At 71.3% G+C, this 25,930-nt stretch carries 24 protein-coding genes; 8 read left to right on the forward strand and 16 right to left on the reverse strand.

The features are described from left to right. Positions 1–56: 56 nt before the first annotated feature. The 5 genes from OG306_RS30925 to OG306_RS30945 all read right to left on the reverse strand — a co-directional run bounded on the left by OG306_RS30925 (position 57) and on the right by OG306_RS30945 (position 6,680). Entirely contained in the window at positions 57–2,195 is a 2,139-nt protein-coding gene (locus tag OG306_RS30925; RefSeq protein WP_266749376.1) for a 3-hydroxyacyl-CoA dehydrogenase NAD-binding domain-containing protein, read from the reverse strand. Beyond that, positions 2,192–3,421, reverse strand: a complete 1,230-nt coding sequence (locus OG306_RS30930; protein ID WP_266749377.1) for a thiolase family protein — start codon at positions 3,419–3,421, stop codon at positions 2,192–2,194. Before OG306_RS30930 ends, OG306_RS30925 begins: the two co-directional genes overlap by 4 nt. Before the next feature lie 289 nt (positions 3,422–3,710). Further along, positions 3,711–4,985 (reverse strand): ribonuclease D, encoded by a 1,275-nt coding sequence (locus tag OG306_RS30935; protein WP_266749379.1) that lies wholly within the window; start codon positions 4,983–4,985, stop codon positions 3,711–3,713. A gap of 116 nt (positions 4,986–5,101) precedes the next feature. Beyond that, positions 5,102–5,764 (reverse strand): helix-turn-helix transcriptional regulator, encoded by a 663-nt coding sequence (locus tag OG306_RS30940; RefSeq protein ID WP_024488613.1) that lies wholly within the window; start codon positions 5,762–5,764, stop codon positions 5,102–5,104. Positions 5,765–6,020: 256 nt separating this feature from the next. Continuing rightward, positions 6,021–6,680: a DUF3000 domain-containing protein gene (locus OG306_RS30945; RefSeq protein ID WP_266749380.1), complete on the reverse strand. Its 660-nt coding sequence runs from the start codon at positions 6,678–6,680 to the stop codon at positions 6,021–6,023. 92 nt (positions 6,681–6,772) lie between these two features. Between OG306_RS30945 and hemE the strand changes: the two genes are divergently transcribed. Further along, positions 6,773–7,846, forward strand: a complete 1,074-nt coding sequence (gene hemE, locus OG306_RS30950) for a uroporphyrinogen decarboxylase (protein ID WP_371665907.1) — start codon at positions 6,773–6,775, stop codon at positions 7,844–7,846. Between the two features lie 35 nt (positions 7,847–7,881). Here hemE and OG306_RS30955 read toward each other — a convergent pair whose 3' ends face one another. Beyond that, positions 7,882–9,270: an FAD-dependent oxidoreductase gene (locus tag OG306_RS30955; protein WP_266749382.1), complete on the reverse strand. Its 1,389-nt coding sequence runs from the start codon at positions 9,268–9,270 to the stop codon at positions 7,882–7,884. Positions 9,271–9,307: 37 nt separating this feature from the next. Next, positions 9,308–10,297: a DUF4349 domain-containing protein gene (locus OG306_RS30960; protein WP_266749384.1), complete on the reverse strand. Its 990-nt coding sequence runs from the start codon at positions 10,295–10,297 to the stop codon at positions 9,308–9,310. Positions 10,298–10,424: 127 nt separating this feature from the next. On the opposite strand from OG306_RS30960, the gene hemG reads away from it, so the two are divergent. Both hemG and hemQ read left to right on the forward strand, forming a co-directional pair. Continuing rightward, complete coding sequence (hemG, locus tag OG306_RS30965) at positions 10,425–11,912, forward strand: protoporphyrinogen oxidase (RefSeq protein ID WP_266749386.1); 1,488 nt, start codon at positions 10,425–10,427, stop codon at positions 11,910–11,912. Between the two features lie 4 nt (positions 11,913–11,916). After that, positions 11,917–12,645 carry a hydrogen peroxide-dependent heme synthase gene (hemQ, locus tag OG306_RS30970; RefSeq protein ID WP_266749387.1) on the forward strand — a complete coding sequence of 243 codons (729 nt, stop codon included), beginning with the start codon at positions 11,917–11,919 and terminating at the stop codon, positions 12,643–12,645. A 175-nt stretch (positions 12,646–12,820) separates the two neighbouring features. On the opposite strand, the gene OG306_RS30975 is transcribed toward hemQ, so the two are convergent. The 4 genes from OG306_RS30975 to OG306_RS30990 form a co-directional block, all read right to left on the reverse strand. Then, a complete protein-coding gene (locus OG306_RS30975; protein WP_266749389.1) occupies positions 12,821–13,621 on the reverse strand; it encodes a TIGR04222 domain-containing membrane protein in 801 nt (266 codons plus the stop codon). A gap of 98 nt (positions 13,622–13,719) precedes the next feature. Beyond that, positions 13,720–14,778, reverse strand: coding sequence for a TIGR04222 domain-containing membrane protein (locus OG306_RS30980; RefSeq protein WP_266749390.1), 1,059 nt, complete (start codon positions 14,776–14,778; stop codon positions 13,720–13,722). A 16-nt stretch (positions 14,779–14,794) separates the two neighbouring features. Continuing rightward, positions 14,795–16,144 (reverse strand): DUF692 domain-containing protein, encoded by a 1,350-nt coding sequence (locus tag OG306_RS30985; protein WP_371665908.1) that lies wholly within the window; start codon positions 16,142–16,144, stop codon positions 14,795–14,797. Between the two features lie 157 nt (positions 16,145–16,301). After that, entirely contained in the window at positions 16,302–17,060 is a 759-nt protein-coding gene (locus tag OG306_RS30990; protein ID WP_371665909.1) for a peptidyl-tRNA hydrolase, read from the reverse strand. Between the two features lie 72 nt (positions 17,061–17,132). Here OG306_RS30990 and OG306_RS30995 point away from each other — a divergent pair, with 72 nt between their 5' ends. Then, positions 17,133–17,810 carry an AIM24 family protein gene (locus tag OG306_RS30995; protein WP_266749393.1) on the forward strand — a complete coding sequence of 226 codons (678 nt, stop codon included), beginning with the start codon at positions 17,133–17,135 and terminating at the stop codon, positions 17,808–17,810. Positions 17,811–17,862: 52 nt separating this feature from the next. Here OG306_RS30995 and OG306_RS31000 read toward each other — a convergent pair whose 3' ends face one another. The 4 genes from OG306_RS31000 to zapE all read right to left on the reverse strand — a co-directional run bounded on the left by OG306_RS31000 (position 17,863) and on the right by zapE (position 22,046). Beyond that, positions 17,863–18,690 (reverse strand): polysaccharide deacetylase family protein, encoded by an 828-nt coding sequence (locus OG306_RS31000; protein WP_266749395.1) that lies wholly within the window; start codon positions 18,688–18,690, stop codon positions 17,863–17,865. Positions 18,691–18,898: 208 nt separating this feature from the next. Then, positions 18,899–20,278 (reverse strand): alkaline phosphatase PhoX, encoded by a 1,380-nt coding sequence (locus OG306_RS31005; RefSeq protein ID WP_266749397.1) that lies wholly within the window; start codon positions 20,276–20,278, stop codon positions 18,899–18,901. Between the two features lie 148 nt (positions 20,279–20,426). Next, a complete protein-coding gene (locus OG306_RS31010) occupies positions 20,427–20,852 on the reverse strand; it encodes an OsmC family protein (protein ID WP_266749398.1) in 426 nt (141 codons plus the stop codon). A 102-nt stretch (positions 20,853–20,954) separates the two neighbouring features. Continuing rightward, on the reverse strand, positions 20,955–22,046 hold the full coding sequence (zapE, locus tag OG306_RS31015; protein WP_266905081.1) for a cell division protein ZapE: 1,092 nt from the start codon (positions 22,044–22,046) through the stop codon (positions 20,955–20,957). A 37-nt stretch (positions 22,047–22,083) separates the two neighbouring features. On the opposite strand from zapE, the gene OG306_RS31020 reads away from it, so the two are divergent. The 4 genes from OG306_RS31020 (at position 22,084) to msrB (ending at position 25,303) form a co-directional block, all read left to right on the forward strand. Continuing rightward, positions 22,084–22,848, forward strand: a complete 765-nt coding sequence (locus tag OG306_RS31020; protein ID WP_266749401.1) for a pyrimidine reductase family protein — start codon at positions 22,084–22,086, stop codon at positions 22,846–22,848. A 150-nt stretch (positions 22,849–22,998) separates the two neighbouring features. After that, entirely contained in the window at positions 22,999–23,451 is a 453-nt protein-coding gene (locus tag OG306_RS31025; RefSeq protein ID WP_266752535.1) for an indole-3-glycerol phosphate synthase, read from the forward strand. Positions 23,452–23,491: 40 nt separating this feature from the next. Beyond that, positions 23,492–24,886 (forward strand): UDP-N-acetylmuramate--L-alanine ligase, encoded by a 1,395-nt coding sequence (gene murC, locus OG306_RS31030; protein WP_266749402.1) that lies wholly within the window; start codon positions 23,492–23,494, stop codon positions 24,884–24,886. Positions 24,887–24,895: 9 nt separating this feature from the next. Continuing rightward, complete coding sequence (gene msrB, locus OG306_RS31035) at positions 24,896–25,303, forward strand: peptide-methionine (R)-S-oxide reductase MsrB (protein WP_266749404.1); 408 nt, start codon at positions 24,896–24,898, stop codon at positions 25,301–25,303. A gap of 113 nt (positions 25,304–25,416) precedes the next feature. Here the strand turns inward: msrB and OG306_RS31040 are convergent, their stop codons facing one another. Continuing rightward, positions 25,417–25,887 carry a hypothetical protein gene (locus OG306_RS31040; RefSeq protein WP_266749406.1) on the reverse strand — a complete coding sequence of 157 codons (471 nt, stop codon included), beginning with the start codon at positions 25,885–25,887 and terminating at the stop codon, positions 25,417–25,419. Positions 25,888–25,930: the final 43 nt, after the last annotated feature.

A 25,930-nucleotide genomic window follows, 5' to 3' on the forward strand; every position in this document is an offset into this window, starting at 1 on the left:
GGACGGGCCCTACCGGAATGAACCGGCAGGGCCCGTCCGCGTATCAGCGAAGGACGTTACGCCGGAACGCTCGCCACGCCCTGCGCGAGGAACTTCCTTCCGTTCACCCGCTCCGAGACGCCCTCACGGTCCAGGTACGGCGTGATGCCGCCCAGGTGGAAGGGCCAGCCCGCGCCGGTGATCAGGCAGAGGTCGATGTCCTGGGCCTCGGCGACGACGCCCTCGTCCAGCATCAGACCGATCTCCTGCGCCACCGCGTCCAGGACCCGGTCGCGGACCTGCTCCTCGGACAGGACGGCATCGCCCTGCTTGAGGAGCGCGGCGACCTCCGGGTCGAGCTCCGGCCTGGCAGGATTCTCGGCGGAGTAGACGTAGAAGCCGCGCTTGCCGGCCTTGACGACCGCGGCCAGGTTCTCGGAGACGGTGAACCGGTCCGGGAAGGCGCGGTTCAGGGTCTCCGACACATGCAGACCGATCGCCGGGCCGACCAGCTCCAGCAGCACCAGCGGGGACATCGGCAGCCCGAGCGGCTCGATGGCCTTCTCGGCGGTCTCGACCGGGGTGCCCTCGTCGATGACGTTCTGGATCTCGCCCATGAAGCGGGTGAGGATGCGGTTGACGACGAACGCCGGGGCGTCCTTCACCAGCACCGCGGTCTTCTTCAGCTTCTTCGCCACACCGAACGCGGTGGCCAGCGAGGCGTCGTCGGTCCGCTCGCCACGGACGATCTCCAGCAGCGGGAGGACCGCGACCGGGTTGAAGAAGTGGAAGCCGACGACCCGCTCGGGGTGCTGCAGCTTCGACGCCATCTCGGTGACCGAGAGGGACGAGGTGTTGGTGGCGAGGATCGCGTGCGCCGGGGCGACCGCCTCGACCTCCGCGAACACCTGCTGCTTGACGCCGATCTCCTCGAAGACCGCCTCGATGATGAAGTCGGCGTCGAAGAAGCCCTCCGCCTTGTCCAGCACACCGGAGACCAGGGCCTTGAGGCGGTTGGCCTTGTCCTGGTTGATGCGGCCCTTGCCGAGCAGCTTCTCGATCTCGGCGTGGACATAGCCCACACCCTTGTCGACGCGCTCCTGGTCGATGTCGGTCAGCACGACCGGCACCTCCAGACGGCGCAGGAACAGCAGCGCCAGCTGCGAGGCCATCAGCCCGGCACCGACGACGCCGACCTTGGTGACCGGGCGGGCCAGAGCCTTGTCCGGAGCGCCGGCCGGGCGCTTGGCACGCTTCTGGACCAGGTTGAAGGCGTAGATCCCGGAACGCAGCTCGCCGCCCATGATCAGGTCCGCGAGGGCCTGGTCCTCGGCGTCGAAGCCGGCGCCCAGGTCGCCGTTCTTCGCCGCGGCGATGATGTCCAGCGCGCGATACGCGGCCGGAGCCGCACCGTGCACCTTGGAGTCGGCGATGGCCCTGCCACGGGCGACGGCCTGGTCCCAGGCAGCACCGCGGTCGACGTCCGGGCGCTCCACCGTGATCGTGCCGTTCAGCACGGAAGCGGTCCAGATCAGCGACTGCTCCAGGAAGTCGGCGCCTTCGAAGAGGGCGTCGGCGATCCCGAGCTCGAAGACCTGCTTGCCCTTGAGCTGGCGGTTCTGGTTCAGCGAGTTCTCGATGATCACGGAGACCGCGCGGTCGGCGCCGATCAGGTTCGGCAGCAGGGCGCAGCCGCCCCACCCCGGAACCAGGCCGAGGAAGACCTCGGGCAGCGAGAACGCGGGCAGCGCCTTGGAGACGGTGCGGTACGAGCAGTGCAGACCGACCTCGACACCGCCGCCCATCGCCGCGCCGTTGTAGTACGCGAACGTCGGGACGGCGAGGCCGGACAGACGCCGGAAGACGTCGTGACCGCCCTTGCCGATGGCCAGCGCGTCCTTGTGCTCCTTCAGCAGCTCGACGCCCTTGAGGTCGGCGCCGACCGCGAAGATGAACGGCTTGCCGGTGATGCCGGCACCGACGATCGCGCCCTGGGCGGCCTCCTTCTCGACCTGGTCGATCGCGGCGTCCAGGTTCGCCAGCGACTGCGGTCCGAAGGTGGTCGGCTTGGTGTGGTCCAGGCCGTTGTCCAGCGTGATGAGGGCGAAGCGGCCCGCACCGGCCGGAAGATCCAGGTGGCGTACGTGCACCTGGGTGACGACCTCGCCCGGGAACAGTTCGGCCGCACCCTTCAGAAGCTCGGTGGTGGTGCTCATGCCTTGTCTCCGTCTGCCGTGTCGAAGTGCGGGTTCTCCCAGACGACCGTCGCGCCCATGCCGAAGCCGACACACATGGTCGTCAGGCCGTAGCGGACCTCCGGCTGCTCCTCGAACTGGCGGGCCAGCTGCGTCATCAGACGCACACCGGAGGAGGCGAGCGGGTGGCCGTAGGCGATCGCGCCGCCGTACTGGTTGACGCGCGCGTCGTCGTCGGCGATGCCGTAGTGGTCGAGGAAGGCGAGCACCTGCACGGCGAACGCCTCGTTGATCTCGAACAGGCCCATGTCGTCGATGGTCAGCCCGGCCTTGGCGAGGGCCTTCTCGGTCGCCGGGATCGGGCCGTAGCCCATCACCTCGGGCTCGACACCCGCGAAGGCGTACGACACGAGGCGCATCTTGACCGGCAGGCCCAGCTCGCGGGCGACGTCCTCGGCGGCGAGCAGCGAGGCGGTGGCGCCGTCGTTGAGCCCCGCGGCGTTACCGGCGGTGACGCGGCCGTGCGGGCGGAACGGGGTCTTCAGACCCGCGAGGGACTCCAGGGTGGTGCCCGGACGCATCGGCTCGTCGGCGGTGACCAGGCCCCAACCGGTCTCACCACCCTCGGAGTTGGTGCGACGCACCGAGATCGGTACCAGATCCTGCTGGATCTTGCCGTCGGCGTACGCCTTGGCGGCCTTCTCCTGCGAGCGGACCGCGTACGCGTCGGCTCGGTCCTTGGTGATCTGCGGGTACCGGTCGTGCAGGTTCTCCGCGGTCATGCCCATGAACAGGGCGGACTCGTCGACCAGCTTCTCCGACACGAAGCGCGGGTTCGGGTCCACGCCCTCGCCCATCGGGTGGCGGCCCATGTGCTCGACACCACCGGCGACGACGACGTCGTACGCACCGAAGGCGATGGAGCCGGCCGTCGACGTGACGGCGGTCAGGGCGCCCGCACACATGCGGTCGATGGAGTAACCGGGCACGGACTGCGGCAGCCCGGCCAGAATTCCGGCGGTACGGCCCAGCGTCAGGCCCTGGTCGCCGATCTGCGTGGTCGCGGCGATGGCGACCTCGTCGATCTTGGCGGGGTCGAGGTCCGGGTTGCGGCGCAGCAGCTCCCGGATGGCCTTCACGACGAGATCGTCGGCGCGGGTCTCGTGGTAGATGCCCTTGGGGCCCGCTTTGCCGAACGGGGTGCGGACGCCGTCGACGAAGACGACGTCCCTGATGGTACGAGGCACGGTGGCTCTCCTCCAGGGTGCGGGATGGCACTGCTGCGGGGCACGCCCAGAGGCGCGCCGCTCCCCCCATGCTACTTGCGAGTAACCAGACTGCCCACCCCTTGCGACGGGAGCGGCGAAGGTCACACACGGACGGGCTCGGCCGCGAGGACCGTTTCGTCCTCAAACGCCGGATCGCCGGACGGGGCGGAGAAAACTGCCCGTCCGGCGATCGAGGACGCGGTGCGACCCGGGGCCCGCACAACCTGGCGTGAATACGACCCTCGGCCGAGCTCGGCCGAGAACCCTCTCAGGCCGCGGACTTCAGCGAACGGAGCAGGAGCGGGGCCACCTGTTCGATCTGCCAGCGCCGTGCCCCGTACCCGATGAGCGCGGACTCGATCGCGTCGGGGGTCGGATTCTTGGGCGGCTCCCAGCAGACCCGGCGCACGGTGTCCGGCGTGATCAGGTTCTCCTGCGGCATGTGCAGCCGCTCGGCGAGCTCCGAGACCGCGGCGCGGGCGGCCACGAGCCGGGCCGCCGCCGCCGGGTCCTTGTCCGCCCAGGCGCGGGGCGGCGGCGGACCGGCGAGGGTCTGGCCGGGCTGCGGCAACTCCGAGTCGGGCAGCGCCTTGGCCCGGTCGATGGCCGCCTGCCACTGCTCCAGCTGCCGTCGCCCCATGCGGTGGCCGAAGCCGGGCAGGGCGGTCAACGCGTGCGCGTTCGGCGGGAGGGCGAGCGCGGCCTCGACGATCGCGGCATCGCCCAGCACCTTGCCGGGTGAGATGTCCCGGCGTTGGGCCACCTGGTCACGGACGGTCCACAGCTCCCGTACCACCGCCATCTGACGGCGGCGGCGGACCTTGTGCATGCCGGAGGTGCGGCGCCACGGGTCCTTGCGCGGGAGAGCGGGCGGCGCGGAGGCGATCGCGTCGAACTCCTCCCGTGCCCACTCCAGCTTGCCCTGCCGGTCGAGCTCGTCCTCCAGGGCGTTGCGCAGATCGATCAGCAGCTCGACGTCGAGCGCCGCGTAGCGCAGCCAGGGGTCGGGCAGCGGGCGGGTGGACCAGTCGACGGCGGAATGGCCCTTCTCCAGCGAGTATCCGAGCACGCTCTCGACCATGGCGCCGAGGCCGACCCGCGGGAAGCCGGCCAGCCGTCCGGCCAGCTCCGTGTCGAAGAGCCCGGTGGGAGTCATCCCTATTTCGCGCAGACAGGGCAGGTCCTGAGTGGCGGCGTGCAGGATCCACTCGCTGCCGTGCAGCGCGTCCCCGAGTCCCGACAGGTCGGGGCAGCCGACCGGGTCGATCAGCGCGCTGCCCGCGCCGTCGCGGCGCAGCTGCACGAGGTAGGCGCGCTGGCCGTAGCGGTAGCCGGAGGCGCGCTCGGCGTCCACGGCGACCGGGCCGGAGCCCGAGGCGAAGGCGGCGACCACCCGGGCGAGGGCGTCGTCGGATGCCACCACCGGGGGAATTCCCTCGCGAGGTTCGAGCAAGGGGGTCGGCGCCGGGGCGACGTCGTCCGGGGGAGCGCCCCCGGTGGTTCGCAGTGAAGTGTCTGCTGCGGTCTCTTGGGCGTCGGTCACGTGTCAAGGGTATCTGTGTATGTACGGCGCCCGTCGACGGAACGTTCCGTCGACGGGCGCCGATGAATGTAAACCAGCCGGTCCGCATCGCTGCGCGGACCTGCCGGGGTACGGGGTCAGTGAATGATGCCCGTGCGCAGGGCGACGGCGACCATTCCTGCGCGGTCGCCGGTGCCGAGCTTGCGGGCGATTCGGGCGAGATGGCTCTTGACGGTCAGGGCGGACAGGCCCATCGAGACGCCGATGGCCTTGTTGGACTGGCCTTCGGCGACCAGCCGGAGGACCTCGACCTCGCGGCCGGACAGTTCGCGGTAGCCGCCCGGGTGGCTCGGGGTGCCGGGGGGCCGGCGGTGCATACGGGCGGCATTGGCGCCGATGGGGGCGACGCCGGGACGGGTGGGGTGGCCGATATTGGTTCGGGTGCCGGTGACGACGTAACCCTTCACGCCGCCCGCGAGGGCGTTGCGTACGGCGCCGATGTCATCGGCGGCGGAAAGGGCGAGGCCGTTCGGCCAGCCGGCGGCTCGGGTCTCGGACAACAGGGTCAGCCCGGAACCGTCGGGCAGGTGGACGTCGGCTACGCAGATGTCGCGTGGATTGCCGACGCGGGGACGGGCCTCCGCGATGGACGACGCCTCGATGACGTCACGTACTCCGAGTGCCCACAGATGGCGGGTGACGGTGGAACGGACGCGCGGGTCGGCCACGACGACCATGGCCGTCGGCTTGTTCGGGCGGTAGGCGACCAGGCTTGCGGGCTGCTCTAGGAGAACGGACACCAGGCCTCCTGGGAAGTGGCGGGACGGGCCGGCTCGGGGATGAAGCCGGGGCGAACCGTGCTTGAAGGGTCATTGACCTCTTCGGCAGCAGACCCGTCCTCCTTTAGAGGAAGATCACGATTTAGTGAGTAACAATTCGGGCAAATCGGACACGCGATCGATTGTACGAAAAAAATGCCGGTAATACTGCGACCTTTGTGACGCAGTGTTACCAGCATGGGGAGTGCTTCGTCGGGGAAGAGGGGTGCGAAGGGTTTCAGGGGGCCTGGGGGCCGCGCCGCTGAGGGAGCGTCACCACCGCCGCGTCGGCGGGGTCCGACGGCGGCAGGCCGGCGATCTGGCACAGCAGATCGCCCCACGCCGTCAGGTGCGCCGCCGTGTCCGGTACCCCGCCACGGCCCTCGCGTGGCGTCCATGACGCCCGGATCTCGATCTGCGTCGCCGGGCGGCGCGTGGCCAGCGCACCGAAGTAGTGCGAGCCCGCCCGGGTCACCGTGCCGCCCGCCTCGCCGTACGACAGACCGCGCGCCTCCAGCGCACCGGTCAGCCACGACCAGCACACCTCCGGCAACAGCGGATCGGAAGCCATCTCCGGCTCCAGCTCGGCCCGCACCAGCGTCACCAGGCGGAAGGTCCCCTGCCAGGCCTCGTGCCCGTCCGGGTCATGGAGCAGCACCAGACGGCCGTCGGCGAGATCCTCCTCGCCCTGGACGACCGCCGCTTCCAGCGCGTATGCGTACGGAGCGAGCCGCTTGGGCGGCCGTGTCGACTCCACCTCCAGCTCGGGGCGCAGCCGCGCCGCGTGCAGCGCGTCCACCGCCGACCGGAACGCGGGCGGGACGGAACCACCCTCCGCGCTGTCCTTGCTGTCAGCGCCATCGGATTGATCGGAGAACTGTCCCTGAGCCGGAGCCATGCGGGGAAGAGTAGGCGGAACCGGAGCCTCGTGCAGGGAGGGACACCCGGGGCGGCCCCGGCTGCTTGCGGCTTCATGCGAAGATTCTGTGTGTGACTGCCAACGACCGCCCCATGGGCCAGCAGACAAAGACCTCCGCCACCCATGAGTCGGCGTTCCTGAAGGCATGCCGCCGCGAGCCCGTGCCGCACACGCCGGTCTGGTTCATGCGCCAGGCAGGGCGTTCGCTGCCCGAGTACCTGAAGGTCCGCGAAGGCATCCCGATGCTCGACTCCTGCATGATGCCGGAGCTGGTCGCCGAGATCACGATGCAGCCCGTACGGCGCCACAAGGTGGACGCCGCGATCTACTTCAGCGACATCGTCGTCCCGCTCAAGGCCATCGGGATCGACCTCGACATCAAGCCCGGCGTCGGCCCCGTCATCGCCGACCCGATCCGCACCCGCGCAGATCTGGCCCGGCTGCGCGACCTCACGCCCGAGGACGTCCCCTACGTCACCGAGGCCATCGGCCTGCTCACCGCCGAACTGGGCGCCACCCCCCTCATCGGCTTCGCGGGCGCGCCCTTCACCCTCGCGAGCTACCTCGTGGAGGGCGGCCCGTCCCGCAACCACGAGCACACCAAGGCCCTGATGTACGGCGACCCGCAGCTCTGGGCCGACCTGCTCGACCGGCTCGCCGAGATCACCGGTGCCTTCCTCAAGGTCCAGATCGAGGCCGGCGCCTCGGCCGTCCAGCTCTTCGACTCCTGGGTGGGCGCGCTGGCCCCCGCCGACTACCGGCGTTCGGTGCTGCCCGCCTCGGCGAAGGTCTTCGAGGCCGTCGCCCCGTACGGGGTCCCGCGCATCCACTTCGGTGTCGGCACGGGCGAACTCCTCGGCCCGATGGGCGAGGCGGGCGCGGACATCGTCGGCGTCGACTGGCGGGTTCCGCTGGACGAGGCCGCGCGGCGGGTCGGCCCCGGCAAGGCACTCCAGGGCAACCTCGACCCCGCGGTGCTGTTCGCGCCGACGACGGTGGTGGAGGAGAAGGCCCAGGAGGTGCTGGACGCGGCCGCCGGCCTGGAGGGGCACATCTTCAACCTGGGCCACGGCGTGATGCCGTCGATGGACCCGGACGCCCTGACGCGGCTCGTGGAGTACGTGCACGAGCGGACCGAGCGCTGAGCCGAGGGGACCGGGCACCGCGCACTCAGAGGCTGTCAGGCGGTGCCCGCCCGCCGCAGTGCCGTCGCCGTCTTGCGGGCCGCCACCAGGACCGGGTCCCACACCGGTGAGAACGGCGGCGCGTAGCCGAGGTCCAGGGCGGTCATCTGGTCCACGGTCATCCCGGCCGTGAGCGCCACGGCCGCGATGTCCACGCGCTTGGCCGCCCCCTCCCGGCCCACGATCTGCACGCCGAGCAGCCGCCCCGTTCGGTACTCCGCGAGCATCTTCACCGTCATGGGCTGCGCCCCCGGGTAGTAGCCCGCCCGGCCCGTTGACACGATCGTCGCTGTGACGAACCGCAGGCCCACCGCGCGGGCGTCCTTCTCGCGCAGCCCGGTGCGGGCGATCTCCAGATCGCACACCTTGCTCACCGCCGTGCCGACCACCCCCGGGAACGTCCCGTAGCCGCCCGCCACGTTGGACCCGATGACCTGGCCGTGCTTGTTGGCATGGGTACCCAGCGCGATGTGACGGGTGCGGCCCGCCACCAGGTCGAGGACCTCGACGCAGTCGCCGCCCGCCCAGATGGTGTCGTGCCCGACGACCCGCATCGACAGATCGGTGAGCAGCCCGCCGTGCGGGCCCAGCGGAAGGCCGACGGCCCGCGCCAGCGTCGTCTCGGGTTCCACACCGATGCCGAGCACCACCACGTCCGCCGGGTAGGAGGTGTCGCCCGTGGTGACCGCGCGGACCCGGCCGTCCGGGCCGGTGCGGATCGCGGTGACCTCGGCCTGGTTGACCGTGATGATGCCCAGGCCGTCCATCGCGTTGTGAACCAGCCGCCCCATGTCGGGGTCGAGGGTCGCCATCGGCTGCTCGCCGCGGTTGAGCACGGTCACCTCGAAACCGTGCTTCAGCATCGCCTCCGCCATCTCGACGCCGATGTAGCCCGCCCCGACGACGACCGCCCGCCGGTGTCCCGGCGCCACCCGGTCCAGCGAATCCAGCAGAGCCTGCCCGTCGTCCAGCGTCTGCACCCCGTGCACCCCTGGCGCGTCCATGCCGGGCAGCGCCGGTCGTACCGGCCGGGCCCCCGTGGCGATCACCAGCTTGTCGAAGCCCGTCCAGTACATCTCACCGGTCTCCCGGTCCAGGGCCCGCACCCGCTGCCCGGCGACATCGATCTCGGTGACCTCGGTGCGCATCCGCAGCTCGATGTCGCGGGCCCGGTGCTCCTTCGGCGTACGGGCGATGAGATCGTCCCGCTCCGCGACGTCGCCGCCGACCCAGTACGGGATGCCGCAGGCGGAGTACGAGGTGAAATGGCCCCGCTCGAAGGCGACGATGCTCAGCTCGTCGGGGCCCTTGAGCCTGCGGGCCTGGGACGCGGCGGACATGCCTGCCGCGTCACCACCGATGACCACCAGTCGTTCCGCTGTCATGCCTGGTCCCTTCGACACCGAGTCCGAAGGGGCCACGCTACGACGCCGGAGGCGTGGACGAGGACCTCGACGGCTCGGGCGACGGCGATGCCTGCGGCGTACGGCGTCCGCGCAGCCGGCCCCGCAGCAGCCGCCCCAGCAGCAGAAGCACGGCGACCGCGGCCAGGAACGGGGCCGCCGCGCCCACCCCCATCGCGAGCCATCGCAGCACCGTGACGAACGCGTGCCAGCCGCCGCCCAGCGCGTCCAGGAATCCGGGGCCGTCGTCACCGTCCTGCTTCGCCGTCGCCTCCGGCTCGGAGAGGTCGAGGGTGATCGTGGCCAGCGTGGTGCGGTCCTCCAGCGACGCCTGCTGGGCGAGCAGTGACTCCAACGATGCCTGACGGCTGCTCAGTTCGCCTTCCAGCGTGACCACGTCGGCGAGCTTCTCGGCCCGGTCCATCAGCTTGCGCACCCGCGCCACACTCGCCCGCTGGGTGGCGATCCGGCTCTCCACGTCGACCACTTGGTCGGTGACGTCCTTCGCGGACGACGTGCGCGACAGGAGCTTCCCGGCGCCCGCGAGCTCCCGCAGCACCGCGTCGTACCCGGCTTGCGGAACGCGCAACACGATATGTGACATTTCGCGCGTGTCGTCGACCCGTTCGGTCTCCTCGCCGGCCACCAGGCCACCCGCGCTCTCCGCGGCCGAGCGGGCGGCCGCTGCGGCCCTCGGCACGCTCTTCACCTCCACGGAGAGCGTGGCGGTACGGATGACATGGGTGCCCGCGGGCAGGGTGCCGGACTTCTTCGGGCCGGCCGGCGAGCCGCCCGCCTCCTGGGGTCCCTGCGCCGACTTGGCGGCCCCGGAGTCCGCGGCGCTCCGCTCGTCCGCCGAGACCGCCTTGTCGCTCTTCGCGCTCGAGTCGCTCGCGCCGCCGGAGGCGCTGCAGCCGCTCAGCGCGAGGAGGCCGGCCACGACTCCGGCGGCCAGGACCGTGCGCGAACGACGGACGGATGAACGGCCGAGATGCCGGTCGGTCTGCATAACTGCTCTCCCGGGGCGGGTGGTTGATGGTGCAGGTTCGACGTACGGGGTAGGGGAACGGGTTGCCCGATACCGGTTTCGAAGCGGTCACGTTCGGGACTCGGATGAGGTTTGAGAGAGTGGGGGCATGCAGCGTTCAATCAACCGCGCAGACACAGGCCCGGGCCACGTCGTCGTCATCGGCGGTGGCATCGCCGGTCTCGCCGCCGCCCACCGGCTCCTCGAGGCCGGGCTGCGGGTGACCCTCCTGGAGGCCACCGAGCGGCTCGGCGGCAAGCTCATGACCGGTGAGATCGCCGGCACCCGGGTCGATCTCGGCGCCGAGTCGATGCTCGCCCGGCGCCCCGAAGCGGTCGCGCTGGCACGCGCCGTCGGACTCGGCGACCGCCTCCAGCCACCCGCCACCGCCACCGCTTCGGTCTGGACGCGCGACGCCCTGCGCCCCATGCCCAAGGGCCATGTCATGGGCGTGCCGGGCGACCCGGCGGCGCTCAGCGGAGTGCTCTCCCCGGAGGGACTCGCCCGCATCGCGCAGGAGCGCGACCTCACCCCGACCGCCGTCGGCGACGATGTCGCGGTCGGCGCGTACGTCGCCGACCGGCTGGGCCGCGAGGTCGTCGACCGGCTCGTGGAACCGCTGCTCGGCGGCGTGTACGCAGGCGACGCCTACCGGATCTCGATGCGCGCCGCCGTACCGCAGCTCTTCGAGGTGGTGCGCGAGGGCGGCTCGCTGCTCGACGGTGTCCGGCGCATCCAGGAGCAAGCCGCGGCCCGGCAGCAGACCGGACCGGTCTTCCAGGGCATCGACGGCGGCATCGGCACCCTCCCGTACGCGGTCGCCGACGCCGTGCGCGCGGCGGGCGGGGAGATCCTGACCGCCACCCCCGTGCTGGGCCTGACCCGTACCACCGACGGCTGGGACGTCCGCACCGACGCCCGGGTGATCACCGCCGACGGCATCGTGCTGGCCGCCCCCGCCTGGTCCGCCGCCACCCTGCTCGCCGCCGAGTCCCCGGCCGCCTCCGCCGAGCTCGCCGGTGTCGAGTACGCGTCGATGGCCCTCGTCACCATGGCGTTCCGCCGCTCCGACGTGGCCGCGACCAGGGCACTCGAGGGGCGCTCCGGCTTCCTCGTACCGCCGGTGGACGGCCGCACCATCAAGGCCTCCACCTTCTCCACCCACAAGTGGAACTGGGTCGCCGACTCCGCCCCCGACCTGTTCGTCCTGCGCACCTCCGTCGGCCGGTACGGCGAGGAGGACCACCTGCACCGCGAGGACACCGAGCTGGTCGATGTATCGCTGCGCGACCTCGCGGCGGCGACCGGACTCGCGGCCAGGCCCGTGGACACCGAGGTCACCCGGTGGATCGGCGGACTGCCCCAGTACCCCGTGGGACACCTGGCACGGGTCGCCCGGATCCGCGACGAGGTCGCCAAGCTGCCCGGCCTGCGGGTCTGCGGAGCGGTCTACGACGGCGTCGGCATCCCGGCGTGCGTCGCGAGCGCCCACCGGGCCGCGGACGAGATCGCCCGCGACCTCACGGGCGCGTCCGGGGAAGAGATCATCGCCACGTCGACCCTGGTTCAGGGCACACGGAGCGAGGCGGGACAATAGCCGTATGAGTGCGCCTGAGACTGTGAAATCAAGCAAGGGCCCCAACGCGGGTAAGAAGGCCAAGGACCTCAATGAGGTCGTCCGCTACACGCTGTGGTCCGTCTTCAAGCTGCGCGATGTCCTGCCCGCGGACCGTGCCGGTTACGCCGACGAGGTCCAGGAGCTGTTCGACCAGCTCGCGGCGAAGGACATCACCGTTCGCGGCACCTACGACCTGTCCGGCCTGCGTGCCGACGCCGACATCATGATCTGGTGGCACGCCGAGACCCCGGACGAGCTGCAGGAGGCGTACAACCTCTTCCGGCGCACCGAGCTGGGCCTTGCACTGGAGCCCGTCTGGTCGAACATGGCGCTGCACCGCCCCGCCGAGTTCAACAAGTCGCACATCCCGGCGTTCCTGGCCGATGAGACGCCGCGCAACTACATCAGCGTCTACCCCTTCGTGCGCTCCTACGACTGGTACCTGCTGCCGGACGAGGACCGCCGCCGCATGCTCGCGGACCACGGCAAGATGGCCCGCGGCTACCCCGACGTCCGGGCCAACACCGTCGCCTCCTTCTCGCTCGGCGACTACGAGTGGATCCTCGCCTTCGAGGCCGACGAGCTCCACCGCATCGTCGACCTGATGCGCCACCTGCGGGCCTCCGAGGCGAGGATGCACGTCCGCGAGGAGGTCCCGTTCTACACGGGGCGCAGGAAGTCGCTCGCGGACCTGGTGGCCGGGCTCGCGTAGCGAGCGGGCTCCGACCACCCCAACCCGGAAGATCAGACGGCGGGCACCCGGCGCTATCTCGCGCTGCCCGTCGTTCCAGCGACACCGGGTTCGGCTCCCGGTGCGGCGTGCCCTGCGCGCGCCGCACCGGTGTTTTTTCGGTACGCATTCCCCCAGGACAAGCGGACGGGGAGTGCTACCGGCCCGCGCCGCCCGGCCTGCCCCTGAGCGCGGCCCGCAGCGCCGGGTCGGTCACGGCGCGCACCCCCCGTATGGCGATCGCCGCCAGGACGTCGTGGTCCGCGCCCGCCGTCGGGACCTCGTGCGCGGCGAGCAGCCGCTGCCCGGCCGGTGAGGCCCAGGCACCGCTGTACGGATGGACCTCCATCCGGGCGATGGCCAGACAGCCCAGGGTCAGCGCGAGCGGCAGCCCGAACCAGACCAGCAGGGACAGCACCGGGCCGCCGAGGCCGCTTTCCTGACCGGGTATCAGCAGCGTCGCGGCACCCGTCCCGGCCACCAGCAGAGCCGCGCCGCGCACCGTGCGGACCGCGGCGGCCACCCCGTCCCCGCCGCCGGGGACGGCGAGGCCCGCGGTGACGAGCCGGTCGGCGAGGGCGCGCACCGGATCGGCGGCGGCTGCGGCCGCCCGTACCGACGGAATCGGGGACTGGCCCTGCGGACCGATCGCATGTATCACCGTGCGCTCCATCTCGTCCCGGGCCTCCGGGTCCACGACCGTCGCCCACCCGGTGTGCGCGAGCAGCAGGCGCCTCCGCAGATGCATGGTGACCAGCGCCAGATCGACCACCCGGTGCGGGCCGCCGGACAGGAACGCGGTCTCGTACAGGGTCAGTTCATGACCGTCCGGCACCCTCCGTACGGCATCCGAGGACGCCTCGGACAGCAGCCCCGCACGGGCCGTGACGAGACAGAGCCGGACGCACGAGACGGCCGCCGCACCCCATGCGACCAGCAGCAACAGAACCCAGAGCATGACGGATTCCTATGCGGTGCGGGCCGGGTAACGCCATGGCCTGTTCACCATATGGACGGTTCGGCGGCCCGGGCCGAGGCGCCGGACGCCGCCGTCGCTCAGGAACTGCTGCTGCCGCAACTGGACCCGCCCCCGCAACTGGAGCCACTGCTGCTGGAGCAACTGGAGCCGCTCGACCCACCGCAGCCGGACCCCGAGCCGCAACTGGAGCCCGAGCCGCAGCTCGCCCCCGAGCTGCATCCGCCGCCGCCCCCTCCGCCATTGCTGCCGCCGTCATGGGAACTTCCGTAACTGCCGCTGCCGGGGCCCGTACCGGCGCACCACACCGCCGGTGCGAGGAGCAGGGCGGCGGAGTCCGGGGAAGAGCCCGGGGACGAGCCGGAGACCCGGCTCGATGTGCGCCCGGCCGGACGCATCCGGACCGCCGCGATCAACTGCGCCCGCAGCACGGGATCGGGCAGGGCCCGCAGTCCGTGCGTCGCCACCAGATGGGCCGGCCGCGGGTCGTACGCGTTCGCGGTGCGGCATGCCTCGGCCGCCTTCCGCCCCGCCCTGGTGACGCGCCGGCGGGCCACACCACCGCAGATGAAGCCGGTCAGGAAGCCGATCACCAGGGCCGGGAAGACCTGGAGGGCGAACGGTACCGAGGAGAACAGGTCGGCCGAGTCGTCGGCCATGACCTGAATCACCGTCACCACGGCGGAGACCGGAACGGCCAGCAGGCAGCCCAGGCCCTGAATGCTGCTCCAGCGCCGCCACACACGGCTCGTGGCCGGTGAGCCCAGCAGGCCGCGGGCCGCGAGCCCGTCGCCGATCTCCTGCACCGCGGGATGCCGCATCACCGCCTCACGCAAGGTGTGCAGCGCGCCGCTGGGGGCCATGGCGTGTTCCTGGAGCACCGCGCGTTCCACCGGGTCACGGGCGTCCGCATGCTGAACGGCGACGATGCCGGGACCGCCGATGGCGAGCCGCCCATCCGTCTGCATCGCGGTGAGCGCGGTGTCCACCACCCTGCCCGGACCGCCGTTCAGGAAGGCGGCCTCGAAGAGGTCGTGGACGGAGCCCGCAGTGCCGCGGCGGGAGCGCACGAGCCCCACGATCAGGAGGACCGAGGAGACCACGACGCCGAGATCCACCAGCATCGCGAGGGTGTTCATGCCGTGCATCGTCCGGTCACCTTCCGATCAGGGCCGCGCGGGCCGCTCGTACCAGCCGGGTCGAGCGGCGCGGCGGGCGGGCGGCCGCCCGGTCCTGCCACCAGTGGGTCAGCCGGCGCCGCGCCGCGTCGTCGGCGGGTTGGCCGGCGATCAGGAGCCCCTCGGCGAAGTCCAGCGCGTCGCGCCGGTATCCGGCGGACATGGGGTGGTTCCTGGCGTACGCGAGGAAGGCGTCCCGGTAGCCGGCGCCGAGGATCTCCGGCAGTTCCGGCGCCACCTTGGCGACGACCCCGGCCCGTTTGGCCGCCAGGGCACGGCTCTGGATCCCGAGCCGACGGTGGTCGAAGCCGTGCGGAGTGGGGGCGCCCGCGACGAGGGCGGAGAGCAGCGCCGTCTGGGCGACGGCGACCCGGTCGCGCACGGAGCCGGGGGAGGAGGGGCTCGACACCGGCCGGGGGTGCGGGGCGGGCTTCGCGCCGGGCGCGGACGAGCCGGCGCCCGGGACGGGCCGTGCGGCGGGCGCCCGCGCGGCCGCGCCCAGGGCGGCCGCCCGGTCCAGCGTGGCGCGGATCGTGGTCAGTTCGCCCGCCAGTTCCTCGGCCGGCGGGAAGTCGTCGTCCCGTTCCAGGAGGATGCCGGGCGGGTCGACCCGGGAGCGGAGTTCGGCGAGGACGTCGAGCACGGGCTCGGTGACCGGGTGGGCGTGGGTGTCGTGCCAGACACCGTCCTTCTCGACGCCGCCCGCCACATGCACGTAGGCGATGGCCTCGACCGGCAGCTCGTCGAGCGCGGTGGCCGGGTCCTCGCCCCGGTTGACGTGGTTGGTGTGCAGATTGGCGACATCGATCAGCAGCCGGATCCCCGTGCGTGCGACGAGCTCCGCGAGGAACTGGCCCTCGGTCAGCTCCTCGTCGGGCCAGGAGATCAGCGCCGCGATGTTCTCCAGCGCCAGCGGCACCGGCAGCGCGTCCTGTGCGATCCGTACGTTCTCGCACAGCACGTCCAGTGCGTCCCACGTGCGGGGTACGGGCAGCAGATGACCCGCCTCCAGCCCCGGCGAAGCGGTACGCGGCCCCCCGGCCCGTACGAACGCGATGTGCTCGGTGACCAGCGGGGCGGCGAGCAGCTCGGCGCGGGCCGCGAGATCCGCGAGCCGGCCCGCGTCGGGGCGCTCGGCCCCACCGAGACCGAGCGCGACGCCGTGCGGGACGACGGTGACACCGCGCTCCCTGAGCCGCACCAGCGAATCGGGCAGATGGCCGGCACAGATGTTCTCCGCGACCGCCTCCACCCAGTCGATCCCCGGCAGCGCCTCGACGGCGTCCGCGATCTCCGGCCGCCAGCCGATACCGATCCCCAGCCTCATGCCGCCCCCTGCTCCGCTCCGGTCCGTACTGTGCAGGGCTCATGGCCCCGGCGAGTGGGGGTCAACCCGAAGACGGGGACGTTCAGAGGTTGATTTGAGGTTCCCGGTACGGGGAATCCGGAGCGCCGCCGCCGGCCGCCCGGCCCCCGCTCATCGCTCAGCCGCGCAGCGCGGGATGGTCGGCGACCACCGTGCAGGACCCCGGCGCGATCTCGGTGAACCCGGCGTCACGCACCACCGGAAGCCCGCTCACCGTGAGTTCCTGCCAGCGCCCCGCCTCCGGAGCGGTGACGGAAAGCGGGAAGCCCGCCTCGCGCCACGCCTTGCGCTCCGTGTCCGAGAGCTCCCACCAGGCGAGCTGCGCACCGTGCCCGGCCTGCGCCATCGCCTTGCCCGCCGACATGTCCAGCTCCGGGTTCAGCCACAGCACCGGACCGGCGAGATCGGGCGCGGCCGGCGGCTCGGGGTCGTCCAGATCCGTCCCCGAGACCTGGAGCTTCGCCAGCTCCTTCGGCCAGCCGTCCAGCAGCACCGGCGGGAAAACCCGCACCTCGGCGCTCTCGCCCGTGACCGTGATGCCGGGCAGCGCGCACGCCTTGCGCCACTCCGCGCCGCGCGCCCGGCGCACCACCTTGCGGATCCGGGCGTCCTGCCAGTCCCGCATCGCCCTCGCCCACTCGCCCTCGCCTGCCGAGCGCTCGTCGGAGAGCATCACGAGCACCGCACGGGCAGCGGTCCGCAGTGCGTCGGTACGGGCCGGGGGAGAAGCCTTCTCGATGTGCACGACCAGCGGCAGCACGTACTGCGGCGCCTCGTCGCGGCTCGTGCGCCCGGACCTGAACGGGCTGTCCACCGCGGGGGCACTGGACGTCGCCGGATGTCCGGACGGGGATACGGGGATGTCGTTGTCGCTCACCCGTCCCAGTCTGCCAGCCGCCCGGAAAACCCTTCTTGGCGGAACGAATCGCTCCGGGTGAGGATGCACCGCATGAAGAGCGATCTCTTTTCCAGCGAGAACATGGCGCAGCAGGCAACAGCCCCCGGGATGACCCTGCAGAACGCCAAGTCCATCAAATACGCCGTCAACGGCGAAATGCACGCCCGGCAGGGATCGATGATCGCCTTCCGTGGTGATCTGCAGTTCGAGCGCAAGGGCCAGGGCCTCGGCGGCATGCTCAAGCGCGCCGTCACCGGCGAGGGGCTGGCACTGATGGCGGTCCGCGGCCAGGGCGAGGCATGGTTCGCGCACGAGGCCGCCAACTGCTTCATCGTGGAGATGGAGCAGGGCGACGTCCTCACCATCAACGGCCGCAACGTGCTCTGTTTCGACCCCACGCTCTCCTACGAGATCAAGACCGTGAAGGGCGCCGGGATGACCGGCGGCGGGCTCTTCAACAGCGTCTTCACCGGGTACGGCAAGCTCGGCCTGATGTGTGAGGGCCACCCCATTGTGATACCCGTCACGCCCCATCAGCCGGTGTGCGTCGACACGGACGCGGTGGTCGGATGGAGCGCCAACCTGAACACGTCGCTGCACCGCTCGCAGAGCTTCGGCTCGATGATTCGTGGCGGGTCCGGAGAAGCCGTCCAACTGCGGCTGGACGGGGAAGGATTCGTGATCGTACGGCCCAGCGAGCTCAAGCCCGAGAAGGCGTCGGCCAACTGAACCTGCGCGGGGTGGGCCGCCGGTACGGCCTCGGCGGACCCTGGGTGCTGTGCTAGGACGGTCGGGTGCGCATGAGATCGGAGACCTTCACGAAGCGGTACCCGCGGCCGCGCAGCTCCGGTACCACCTTGCGTACCGCCTCGTCCGTGACGGGCGCCGCGCTGCGGGTGCAGTGCATGACGACCACCGAGCCCGGCTTCACCCCGTCCAGCACCTGCCGCGCCACCGCGTCCGCATCCGTGGCGAACGCGTCGCCGCTGACCACGTCCCACTGCACCGCCGTCACCCGCTCGGGCGCGAGCGCGCGCAGCGTCGCATCGTCGTAGCAGCCACCGGGGAAGCGGAAGTACGGCACCACGTGGCGCACACCGGCCTTCCGGAACGCGGCGAAGGCGCGCTCCACCTCGGCGCGCATCCCGCCCTTCGCCACGGTCGGCAGCCCGTAGCAGGGGGTGGTGAAGGCGTAGTGGCTGTACGAGTGGTTGGCGATCTCGAAGAGCGGGTCGGCGCCCATGGACCGGGCCTGCGCCGGGTACTCCTCGGCCCACCGTCCCGTCATGAACACCGTCGCGGGAACCTTCAACCGGCGCAGCAGCGCGATCAGTTCGGGATTGTCGAAATGCTCGCCCGCCGCCGCGCGCGGTCCCTGGTCGGCCGTCATGTCGGCGTCGAAGGTGAGGGCGACGACCTTGTCGGTGCTGTTCTTCGGACCCCGCTCGAACACGGGCGTCCGCCCGTCCTGCCCGGGGGGCATGACGGGCGGCTCCGACGAGGCGGGAGCCGCCTTCACGGACGGCGTGGGCGAGGCCGGTGCCGGTGAGTGCTCGGTCGCGTGGGCTCCGGCGTCCGGCCTGCCGTGCCCTGTCGCAGCGTTGTGCATGCCACAACCGGTCAGAACAGCGCCCAGTACGACACCCAGTGCCGCAGTTACCGTAAATCTTCGTACAGAGATGGTCACTTGCGGAATGTAGTCGATCGCCCAGGTCGTGGGGGGTGGTGGCGCTCCGGCCGGAGGTCAATGGACATACCGGTACCCCCGACCGGCTCACCGCCCCCCGGCGCAACGAGTCCGTCAGTGCGTCAATGCCTCAGTGCCACGGACCCGTCACCGCGAACGTCGTCCCCGGCGTATAGCAGTTGACGAACATCGTCCTGCCGTCCGGAGCGAACGTGACCCCGGCGAACTCGCCCCACGAGGGCTCCTCGGGCGTCCCGATGTTCTGCCGGCCCCGCGCCATCGCGTAGACCTCGCCGCCCCGGGTCAGGCCGAACACATGCTGCGCGCCGTCGCCGTCCTCGCACACCATCAGCCCCCCGTCGGAGGCCAGGCAGATGTTGTCGGGGGACTCGCCGGGCAGCTGGACGTCCGTACCGGGACCGAAGACGATCACCAGCGTGAGGCGGCGCCGCTTCGGCTCGTACCGCCATACCTGGCCGTAGTGATCGGCCGCCGAACCCTGCGAGCTGTGCGCGAAGCTGGAGACGAAGTAGACCGAGGACCCGCCCCAGTAGCAGCCCTCCAGCTTCTGCGCGTGGGTGATGCCCTTCGGGCCGAAGTCCTGGAACCGGATCGGGGTCCCGGCGGCCAGTGGATCCGGTACGGGGACCCACTCGATGCCCTCGAAGCTCGCGCCGGTCTCCTGGACCACGGAGAGGTCGGGGACGCCCGGCACCCGCATGGCCTCCAGATGACCGCCGGCCCGCAGCGAGCCCGTACCGCCGAGCGGCTTGTTCGGCAGGAAGCGGTAGAAGAGCCCGAACGGCTTGTCGAAGGCGTCCTCCGTCTCGTAGACGATCCCGTTCTTCGGGTCGATCGCGATCGCCTCGTGCTGGAAGCGGCCCATCGAGGTGAGCGGCACGGCCCCGGTGCGGTGCGGATCGGCGCCGTCCACTTCGAAGATGAAGCCGTGGTCCTTGGTGTAGCCGTTGGTACCGGCCTTGTCCTCGGTCTCCTCGCAGGTCAGCCAGGTGTTCCAAGGAGTGCGGCCCCCTGCGCAGTTCACCGCCGTACCGGCGATGGCGACGCGTTCGCCGAGGACGTTGTTGCGACCGTCCAGCTCCAGAGCCGTACAGCCGCCCTTGCCCATGGGGTCGTAGGTGAGGCTCTCGACGACCGGCACCGGAATCCTGGCGGTGACACGGTTCTCGTGGTTGCGGACGAGAGTGACGTGGCCGTGCCGGCCCGCGAAGGCGGCCATGCCGTCATGGTTGCTGGGGACCTGGCCCTCGCCGGAGCGGAGCGGGGCGCCCTCCCGGGACAGGACCCGGTAGCGGAAGCCCTTCGGGAGGTCGAGCAGACCGTCGGGGTCGGGCACGAGCGGGCCGTAGCCGCTGTGCCCGCGGGCGGCGGCGGTACCCGCGAAAAGTTCGGAGAACGCCCCGGCGAAGGCGATCGAGGCAACGGCGGCGCCGCTGCCGGCCAGGACCTGTCGTCGTGTTGCGCGTTGTTGTGACCGTGCTGATGACATGAGGCAACTCCCTGCTGGCGGACAGGAGAAGTGACCCGCATGTGTGTACCACGCGCATCGCCGCGCGGGAACCATGCGGGTCACTGAGCCTCATGCGCGTCACGGGCCCGCAGGGGCCTGTGAGGTAGCCGTGAGGGCCCTGTCGGAGTCAGGCCAGGGACGCGGTGAGCGTGATCGTCGTGCCCGTGAGCGCCTGGCTGACCGGGCAGTTCGCCTTGGCGTCCTCGGCGGCCTTGAGGAAGCCCGCCTCGTCGAGGCCCGGCACCTCGCCCTGGACGGTGAGGTGAATACCGGTGATGCCGGTGCCGGGCTGGAAGGTTACGTCGGCCTGGGTGTTCAGTCGGGTCGGCGGGGTGCCGGCGGTGGCCAGGCCGTTGGACAGCGCCATCGAGAAGCAGCTGGAGTGGGCCGCCGCGATGAGCTCCTCGGGACTGGTCTTGCCGTTCGCCTTCTCCGAGCGGGACGGCCAGGAGACGTCGTAGTCGCCGATGCCGGAGGAGTCGAAGGTGACGACGCCCTTGCCCTCGATCAGGTTGCCTTCCCAGACCGTGTGCGCCTGACGCGTGGTAGCCATGCTGGATCCCTTCAAACGGTGTGCGCGGTTGATACGGGAGAAACGAGGCGCCGCGGGGCACCTCGGGTGGTACGCCCCCGAGGGGGTGGTACGTCCCCGAACCTACTGCGCTACCAGACCCTTCGCGTCGCGCGCCAGCGCCGTCAGCCGGGAGATCGCCCGGAAGTACTTCTTCCGGTACCCGCCGTTCAGCATCTCGTCGCTGAACAGCCTGTCGAACGGCACCCCGGAGGCGAGCACCGGTACCTCCCGGTCGTACAGCCGGTCGGCGAGGACGACGAGCCGCAGCGCGGTCGACTGGTCCGGCACCGGCTGCACGTCGGTGAGGCAGACCGCCCGCAGACCGTCCGTCAGCGCGCCGTAGCGGCTCGGATGGACGCGGGCGAGGTGGTCGAGGAGCGAGGGGAAGTCGTCCAGGCTCGCGCCCCCGGCGGCGTACGCGGCCTTGGTGACCTGCTCGTCGGAGTACGGCGCGGGGGCCTCGGGCAGCCCGCGGTGTCGGTAGTCCTCGCCGTCGATCCGCAGCGGACGGAAGTGCGCGGACAGCCCCTGGATCTCCCGCAGGAAGTCGGCGGCGGCGAACCGGCCCTCGCCCAGCTTGCCAGGCAGCGTGTTCGAGGTGGCGGCGAGCGCGACGCCCGCCTCGACCAGCCTGCTGAGCAGCGACGACACCAGGACCGTGTCGCCCGGGTCGTCCAGCTCGAACTCGTCGATGCACAGGAGCCGGTGCCCGCTCAGCGTCCGCAAGGTCTGCTGGAAGCCCAGCGCGCCGACCAGGTTCGTCAGCTCGACGAAGGTGCCGAACGCCTTCAGCGAGGGAGCGGCGGGCGTGGCGTGCCAGAGAGAGGCCAGCAGGTGCGTCTTGCCGACGCCGTAGCCGCCGTCGAGGTAGACCCCGACGGGCCCCGCGGGCGCCGCCGGCTTCCTGCTGAACCACTTGCGCTTGCCCGAGCCGCTGGCGTGCGCCCCGCCGAGCCCGGCCGCGAATCCGCTCAGGACCTCGACCGCCTCGGTCTGGCTGGGCCGGTTGGGGTCCGGGACGTACGTACCGAAGCGCACGGAGTCGAAGCGCGGCGGCGGCACCATCTCGGCGACCAGCCGGTCGGCGGCGACGTGCGGCTCAAGGGCGCACAGGGACAGCGGGGCCGTTTCGGCTATGGGGCTCTGCCCAGGCACGGCGATGGTGGACGACACAACCATCAATCCTAAGCGCCGTGCCAGACTGCAGAACATGCGACGCCTGTTCCCTGTGACCGACCTGACACCGGCTGACGACGAGGGGGAGTGGAGCCTGGACGATCTGGCCGAGGCCTACGCGTACCCCGAGCAGACCGGCCCGTGGCTGCGCGCCAACATGGTGTCGACGCTCGATGGCGCCGCCCAGCACGACGGCCGCTCGCAGCCGATCTCCTGCGCGAGCGACATGAGGATCTTCGGCACCCTGCGCGGGCTGGCCGACGCGGTCGTGGTGGGGGCGGAGACGGTACGGCTGGAGGGCTACCGGCCCGCCAGGGCGCGCGAGGCCTTCGCCGCCCGCCGGGCCGCGGCCGGGCAGGGGCCCGCGCCGGCGATCGCCGTGGTGAGCGGCAGCCTGGACCTGGACTTCTCGTGGCCGCTCTTCGTCTCGCCGCTCGTCCCGACCCTCGTGCTGACCAGCGCCGGAGCACCTTCCGACCGGATCGCGGCGGCGCGGCAGGCGGGCGCCGAGGTGGTGATCGCGGGAGAGGGCTCCCGGGTGGACCCCGTCAGGGCCGTACGGGAGCTGGCGGAGCGCGGGTTCAAGCGGCTGCTGACCGAGGGCGGGCCCAGGATGCTGGGCCAGTTCGTGGCGGCCGGGGTACTGGACGAGCTCTGTCTGACCGTCTCGCCGATGCTGACCGCCGGCGACGCGCAGCGGATCGCCGGGGGGCCGTCGGTGGCCGTGCCGGAACGATTCGCCCTGGCATCACTGCTGGAAGAGGCCGGGTTCCTCTTCACCCGATACCGTCGGATCTGACAATCGGCGGAATTTATCGTTCCGGTTAGCTTCCGGTGGGCACAATTAATCTCGCAGACCCCGTGCGAGCACGGGGAAGGATGGTTTCAGCAGAGGCCGGGTGACGGCCACTGAAGCAGAAGGGCGCCCGTGGTGTTCACCAGCGTTTTGATGATCGAGAAGGCCCTCACCTCCGAGGACGTCGAGTTCGTCACCACCCTGCACGGGGAGGAGCGGACCTCCTTCGTCGTGCTCATGCAGCCGCGCGGTGACCAGGCCGATGTGCTGTTGCGGGCCATCGACGACCTGGCGATGGGCGAACTGAAGGAAGCCGCCCGCGAGGTCGAGGAGCCGGAGGGCAAGGACGCCCGGCAATCGGCCGAACTGGCGCTCGAAGTGTCACTCGAGGCACTGCGGCAGGCAGGCTCCGAAGCCGTCGGGCAGGTGATCGAGGAGCACCCGCTGGACAAGCTGAAGACCGTGGTCGACGAGGCGGAGGCGGACGAGGTGATCGTGCTGACCGCGCCGCACTACGTGGAGGAGTTCTTCCACCGGGACTGGGCGTCCAGGGCCCGGCACAAGGTCGGCGTCCCGGTGCTCAAGCTCTTCGCGCACAGCGAATAGGCTGTGCGGGAATCGTTTCAACTTTTGGGGAGACACACGCATGGCACCCGGTATTCCTGCCGCCATGGAACGGCCGCACTTCATCGGCATCGGCGGCGCCGGAATGTCGGGCATCGCGAAGATCCTCACCCAGCGCGGCGCGAAGGTCGCGGGCAGTGACGCCAAGGAGTCGGGTACCGCCGAGGCGCTGCGGGCGCTGGGGGCGACCGTCCACATCGGACACGCCGCCGCCCATCTGGCGGACGACGCCTCGTGCGTGGTCGTCTCCAGCGCCATCCGCCCCGACAACCCGGAGCTGGCGCGCGCCGCCGAGCTGGCGATCCCCGTCGTCCACCGCTCCGACGCGCTGGCCTCCCTGATGGAGGGCGCGCGCGCGATCGCGGTGGCCGGTACGCACGGCAAGACGACCACCACGTCGATGCTGGCCGTCGCCCTGTCCGAACTGAACCTCGACCCCTCGTACGCCATCGGCGGCGACCTCGCGGGCCCCGGCACCAACGCCGCGCACGGCGAGGGCGCGATCTTCGTCGCCGAGGCGGACGAGAGCGACCGCAGCTTCCAGAAGTACGACCCCGAGGTCGCGATCGTCCTCAACGTCGAGCTGGACCACCACGCGAACTACGCCTCGATGGACGAGATCTACGAATCCTTCGAGACGTTCGCCGGCAAGATCGTCCCCGGTGGCACCCTGGTGATCGCCGCCGACCAGCCCGGCGCCGTCGAGCTGACCGAGCGGGTGCGCGCGCTCTCGTCGGTGAAGGTGGTCACCTACGGCGAGTCCGAGACCGCCGACGTACGCGTCCACAAGGTCACCCCGCGCGGCCTGACCAGCGAGGTCACGGTCATCCTGAACGGGAAGTACCTCACCTTCACCGTCTCCGTGCCCGGCCGCCACTACGCCCACAACGCGGTCGCCGCCCTCGCCGCCGGTGTCGCCCTCGGCATCCCGGCCCACAACCTCGCCTCGGCCCTCGGTAAGTACACCGGGGTCAAGCGTCGCCTCCAGCTCAAGGGCGAGGCGGCGGGCGTGCAGGTCATCGACTCGTACGCGCACCACCCCACCGAGATGACCGCGGACCTCGAAGCGATGCGCGGCGCCGCGTCCGACGCCCGCCTCCTGGTCGTCTTCCAGCCCCATCTCTTCTCCCGCACCCAGGAGCTCGGCACCGAGATGGGCCAGGCCCTCGCGCTGGCCGACGCCTCCGTGGTCCTGGACATCTACCCGGCCCGCGAGGACCCGATCCCCGGCATCACCAGCGACCTGATCATCGGCGCCGCCAGGGCCGCGGGCGCCGACGTCACCGCCGTCCATGACAAGGCGGCGGTCCCCGGGACCATCGCGGGAATGGCGAAGCCCGGCGACCTCGTTCTCACCATGGGCGCGGGCGACGTCACGGACCTCGGCCCGCAGATCCTGGACCACCTGTCGAGCTGAGGGAGCGACGTGTCGTACGACATCGAGAAGCCGGACGAGCAGTGGCGGGCGGAGCTGACCCCAGCCGAGTACGCGGTCCTGCGCCAGGCCGGCACGGAACCCGCCTTCGTCGGCGAATACACCGACACCAAGACCACGGGCGTCTATTCCTGCCGCGCCTGCGGTGCGGAGCTGTTCCGCTCCGACACCAAATTCGAGTCGCACTGCGGCTGGCCGTCCTTCTACGACCCGAAGGAAACGGACGCGGTCGAACTGATCCAGGACCGCAGCCACGGCATGGTCCGCACCGAGGTCCGCTGCGCCCGCTGCGGATCGCACCTCGGCCACGTCTTCGAGGGCGAGGGCTACCCGACCCCGACGGACCAGCGGTACTGCATCAACTCGATCTCGCTGCGGCTGACGCCCGACGAAGGCTGACGCCCGACGAAGGCTGACGCCCGACGAAGGCTGACGGCCGATGAGGGCTGACGGCTACGACCTGACGGCCAGGACGTGACGGTGAGGACCTGAGCGAGGGCTGACGCCGGGCGTCAGCCCTCGTCCTCGCCCTCGGGGTTCTCCGGCCGCAGCAGCGGGTGGGCGACCCCCGGGAAGACCCGGGCCCGTACGACCGGCTCCGCGGACCCGCCCTGGACGACCGTCTCGGCGACGCCCCACGGCCGGCCGGGCAGGACCACGGTCAGGATGTACGAGGACGCGCAGCCCGTGCAGTCGTAGCGGTCCGCCCAGGTCTCCACATCCGTGACGCTCCCGGGGTAGCGCGCCACGTGCCGGTGCGGCGCGTGACAGCGCTCGCACCGCTCGCCGGGTTCGCACGTGCCACCGCAGGGGCACGGCACGTCGAGCGATTCGGCGGGATGCCAGCGCTGGGTGAGGACGGCCTCACGCGTGGCGCCCATGTCCTTCATCGCCTTCAGATTGCGGGCGGCGACGTTGTACGACTCGCCGGTCGCGGCCATCCGGTCCCGGATGACGTCCTTGCGTCCGCGGTTCGTCGTCATGTGTTCCTCCTGGGGGGTGTCACGCAGCCCGCCGGGAGCACAC

Source organism: Streptomyces sp. NBC_01241 (genome assembly GCF_041435435.1).
Lineage (GTDB): Bacteria > Actinomycetota > Actinomycetes > Streptomycetales > Streptomycetaceae > Streptomyces.